This is a genomic window from Micromonospora sp. NPDC050980 (genome assembly GCF_040653835.1).
In the GTDB taxonomy this organism is placed as follows: domain Bacteria; phylum Actinomycetota; class Actinomycetes; order Mycobacteriales; family Micromonosporaceae; genus Micromonospora.
Genome location: NZ_JBFAGS010000058.1, coordinates 1 through 4,459, shown reverse-complemented (window position 1 = coordinate 4,459; position 4,459 = coordinate 1). Strand labels below are relative to the sequence as shown.

The 4,459-nt window shown below is 73.6% G+C and carries 4 protein-coding genes and 1 pseudogene; 2 read left to right on the top strand and 3 right to left on the bottom strand.

Annotated elements, in window-relative coordinates; translation table 11 throughout:
- The first annotated feature begins 59 nt into the window (after positions 1–59).
- On the top strand, positions 60–1,202 hold the full coding sequence (locus AB0H28_RS29910; protein WP_358047453.1) for a cellulose-binding domain-containing protein: 1,143 nt from the start codon (positions 60–62) through the stop codon (positions 1,200–1,202).
- Positions 1,203–1,272: 70 nt separating this feature from the next.
- Here AB0H28_RS29910 and AB0H28_RS29905 read toward each other — a convergent pair whose 3' ends face one another.
- On the bottom strand, positions 1,273–1,989 hold the full coding sequence (locus AB0H28_RS29905) for a hypothetical protein (RefSeq protein ID WP_358047450.1): 717 nt from the start codon (positions 1,987–1,989) through the stop codon (positions 1,273–1,275).
- A 73-nt stretch (positions 1,990–2,062) separates the two neighbouring features.
- Here AB0H28_RS29905 and AB0H28_RS29900 point away from each other — a divergent pair, with 73 nt between their 5' ends.
- Positions 2,063–2,890 carry a PIG-L family deacetylase gene (locus AB0H28_RS29900; RefSeq protein WP_358047447.1) on the top strand — a complete coding sequence of 276 codons (828 nt, stop codon included), beginning with the start codon at positions 2,063–2,065 and terminating at the stop codon, positions 2,888–2,890.
- Positions 2,891–2,908: 18 nt separating this feature from the next.
- Here AB0H28_RS29900 and AB0H28_RS29895 read toward each other — a convergent pair whose 3' ends face one another.
- Positions 2,909–4,042: a glutamate--cysteine ligase gene (locus AB0H28_RS29895; protein WP_358047444.1), complete on the bottom strand. Its 1,134-nt coding sequence runs from the start codon at positions 4,040–4,042 to the stop codon at positions 2,909–2,911.
- A gap of 157 nt (positions 4,043–4,199) precedes the next feature.
- Positions 4,200–4,459: pseudogene (locus AB0H28_RS29890) on the bottom strand (type I glutamate--ammonia ligase); the annotation flags it as partial.

Genomic DNA, 4,459 nt, shown 5'->3' with positions numbered 1-4,459 from the left:
CGACGGCTCAGCGGCCGGCTGTCCCACGGTGGTCTCGGTCGTCATCTGGCGTCTCTCCCTTGATCGGTCGATCAGCCGTTATTTGTACAGTCCCTACCGCGAAGGACCGGCTGCCACCGAGCCGGGTCGGCTCCCGCGGCAACGTGCAGGAGTGGCTCGCCGACTGGGTCGAGACCGAGCGGACCCACCGGCACGTCTCACACCTCTACGGCCTGCACCCCAGCAACCAGATCACCAGGCGGGGCACCCCGGCGCTGTACGAGGCCGCCCGCCGGACGCTGGAGCTGCGCGGTGACGACGGCACCGGCTGGTCCCTGGCCTGGAAAATCAACTTCTGGGCTCGGCTGGAGGACGCCGCCCGCGCCCACAAGCTGCTGCGCGACCTGGTGCGCACCGACCGGCTCGCGCCGAACATGTTCGACCTGCACCCGCCGTTCCAGATCGACGGCAACTTCGGCGCCACCTCCGGGATCGCCGAGATGCTGCTGCACAGCCACGCCGGCGAGCTGCACGTGTTGCCCGCGCTGCCGAGCGCCTGGCCCACCGGCCAGGTCACCGGCCTGCGCGGTCGCGGCGGGTACACCGTCGGACTGTCCTGGAGCGACGGTCAGCCCGACGAGGTCGCCGTCCGCGCCGACCGCGACGGCACCCTGCGGCTGCGGTGCCGGCTGTTCACCGGCGGCTTCGACCTCGTCGACACCACCGACGGCAGCACGCCGGCCCCCACCCGGCCGGAGGCGGACGTGGTGCAGTTCGCCGTGCGCGCCGGACACACCTACCGGGCCGCGCGGCCGGGCGTGACGCCGTCGCCGACCCTGACCGCCACGCCCACCCCCACGACGAGCACCTCGCCGACGCCGACGCCGACGCCGACGCCGACCATCAGCTCACCGGCGCCGTCCGGCGCGCGGGCGACGTACGCGGTGACCGGGTCGTGGCCCGGTGGCTTCCAGGGCGAGGTCACCGTCACCGCGGGAGCCACCGCGATCCGGGGCTGGACGGTGTCCTGGACGTTCCCGAACGGCCAGGTCATCAACCAGCTCTGGGGCGGCTCGCACACCCAGAACGCCGCGAACGTGACGGTGCGCAACGTCGACTACAACGGGACGCTGGCGGCCGGCGCCTCGACCACCTTCGGCTTCATCGGCACGGTGAACGGCGCCAACAACCCGCCGACCACCATCACGTGCACGACCACCTGAGCAGGACGGGACGCGCCCCGGCCGGGCGGGGCGCGTCCGCCCGTACCCCCGCCGCCGGGCGCGGTGACGGTCAGGCCAGGAGCGTCTCGCGCAGCCGGGCGCCCAGGTTGATCCGGCCGACCACCCGGGGGCCGGCCGGGTCGTACACGTCGATGCTGTGGTTGCGGCGCATCATCTCCCGCACCGGCGGCGGCAGCCGGGGCGGGTCGTCCATCGCGGCGAGGACCTGCGCGGCGGCGTGGGTCAGCCGCTCGACCAGGGTGGTGCCGTCGGTGTCCACCCGCACCCGGCCGAACTCCCAGCCGGCGGTGGTGAGGTCGAGCACCTCGAACAGGCGGACCACGAACGGCTGCGGGTCGGTCACCTTGTCGAGGCGCTTCGCCCGGCCGCCGACCACCGTCGCGGCGGCGGTCACCTGCGCGTACGGGTGCAACCCGCCGGGCAGCGCGCCCAACGGCCAGCGCAGCGACGGACCGGCCTCCTTCCACAGGGGCCGGTAGTTGCGGCGGTGCACCAGCAGCCGCCGGCCGGTGCGCCGGAACACCTCCTGCGCCTGGCGCTGCAGGTCGGCGTGGGCCTCCTCGGCGGCCTCGCACACGATCCCGGCGGCCACCACCAGACCGTCGTCGTTCGACAGCAGCCGGCTGATCGCGTCAACCTGGTCGGGGAACCGGATCCGGGCGTGCGCCCCGTAGGAGTGCCGCACGTCGCGCAGCAGCGCCCGCTGGTGTTCCGGGTCGAGGTCGGCCCCACCGCCGCCGCCCAGCAACCGCCGGAGCCAACCCATCGTGCCTCGCTTCCGTCGCCGTCTGCGGACCGGGCAATGCTAGTGCGTCGGTGGATTCTCGTATGGTGACGGGGTGGCAGAGCGATCCCTGACCCTGATGGCGGTGCACGCGCACCCCGACGACGAGGCCACCAGCACCGGTGGCATCCTCGCCCGCTATGCGGCCGAGGGCATCACGACAGTGCTCGTGACCTGCACCGACGGCCGGTGCGGCGACGGGCCCGGCGGCGTCAAGCCGGGCGACGACGGGCACGACCCGCAGGCCGTGGTGGCGATGCGCCAGGCGGAGCTGACGGCCAGTTGCGAGGCGTTGAAGGTCACGCACCTGGAGACGCTCGGCTACGCCGATTCCGGAATGATGGGTTGGGCGACGAACGACGCGCCCGGCGCGTTCTGGAACACGCCGGTGGCGGAGGCGGCCGACCGGCTGGCCGAGCTGATCCGGCGTTATCGCCCCGACGTGGTGGTCACCTACGACGAGAACGGCTTCTACGGCCACCCGGACCACATCCAGGCGCACCGCGTCACCATGGCCGCGGTCGAGCGCACGGGCATCCCGGCGAAGGTCTACTGGACCACCGTGCCGCAGCGCGCGTTCCAGGAGTTCGGCAGGGTCATGCAGGAGATCGGGGTGGAGTTCCCCGAGCCGGACGCCGCCGACGAGATGCCGCCGCTGGGCCTGCCGGACGACGAGATCACCACCTGGGTGGACACCCGGGCCCACGGCGGGCAGAAGTTCGCCTCTCTCGCGGCGCACGCCAGCCAGGCGGAGAACATCTTCTTCCTGCGCCTGGGCGAGGAGCGGTTCACCGAGCTGATGGGGATGGAGACGTTCGTGCGGGTGCGCGACAGCACCGGCGCGCCGACGCCGGAGGACGACCTCTTCGCAGGTCTACGCTGAGGCCACCGGCCGGCCCGGTCAGGCCGCGACGGTCTGCGCGGCCAGGTGCTCCAGCACGGCACGCACGTCGCCGCCGGTGTCGGCCATGATCCGGCGTTGCCGGGTGGCCCCGGTGCCGATGCGGCGCAGCCGGTCCACCTCGCGCACCGCCAGGTCCAGGTCGCCGTGCCGGCGCAGCGCGGGCGCGACGGTGTCGATCAGGTCGTCGACGAGGTCCCAGGCCGGCCGGGGCCGCCCGGTGCGCAGGTCGACCAGCTCGCCGTCGACCCCGTCGTGGGCGGCCCGCCAGTGCGCGGCGGCGACCAGGCAGTCGCGAATGCGCGGGGCGGTGACACCGGCGCCGATCTCGTCGATCGCGGTGGCGACCAGGGCCCGGACCAGCGCGGCGACCAGCACGGTGTCGTCGACGGTGGGGCAGACGTCGCCGACGCGGACCTCCACGGTCGGATAGGCCGCCGACGGCCGGGCATACCAGTAGACCATCGCGGCGTCGAGCATGATCCCGGCGGTGATCAGGTCACGCACGGTGGCGTCGTAGTCGGCGGCGGAGTCGAAGTGCGGCGTCGGGCCGATGCTGGGCCAGCGCTCCAACTGCATCGAGCGCCAACTCGCGTGCCCGGTGTCCCGGCCGTCGTGCAACGGCGAGTTCGTGGTGAGCGCCTGCACCACCGGCAGCCACGGGCGCAGGTGGTTGCAGACCTGCACGGCGAGTTCCCGGTCGGGCACCCCCACGTGGACGTGACAGCCGCAGACCGCGGGGTCGTGCGCCACCGGCCCGAACCGGCGGGACATGTCGTGGTAGCGCCGTTCGTCCGGCACGGTGCGGTGGGCCTCGCAGACCGGAGTGGCGCCGACCGCGACCAGCCGCGCCCCGACGGCGTCGGCCGCGCGGGAGGCGGCACGGCGCAGCGCGACGAGGTGCTCCCGCAACGCCGCCAGGTCGGGACTGACCGGGGTCACCATCTCCACCATGCTGTGCCGAAACTCCTGCCGGCTCTGCTCGCGGGCGGTCCCGCGGAGCGCGTCGCGGACCCGGTCGGCGACCGGCATGCTCTCCCCGGTCACCGGGTCGAGCAGCAGGAACTCCTCTTCCACCCCGAGGGTGAGGGTGGTGGGCGTCGTCGCGGTGGCGGTGGGGGGCCGCGGCCTCACCGCCGGCCTCCGCGTCGCGCGGGTCCGGTCGGGGTGTGGTCGCTCGGCGGGGCCATGTCTCGACGGTACGAGGCCGGGGACCTGCGGGCTGCCGTTTCCTCCGACCGCCGCCCCCGCGAGCGACAGGCGGGGGCGGCGGTCGAGGACGGCTGTGACGTCAGCAGTCGTAGTACATGGCGAACTCGTGCGGGGTCGGGCGCAGCCGCACCGGGTCGACCTCGTTGGCGGTCTTCCAGTCGATCCAGGTGGAGATCAGGTCGTCGGTGAAGACGCCGCCGTCGAGCAGATAGTCGTGGTCGCGGCCGAGCGCCTCCAGCGCGTGCGGCAGCGAGCCGGGGACCTGCTTGACGTCGCCCCACTCCTCCGGCGGGAGGTCGTAGAGGTCCTTGTCGATCGGGGCCGGTGGTTCGATCTTGC

What these genes read in the sequence shown, in the direction of transcription:
- AB0H28_RS29905 (WP_358047450.1), bottom strand. Translation starts at nt 1,989, where the DNA reads ATGGGTTGGCTCCGGCGGTTGCTGGGCGGCGGCGGTGGGGCCGACCTC.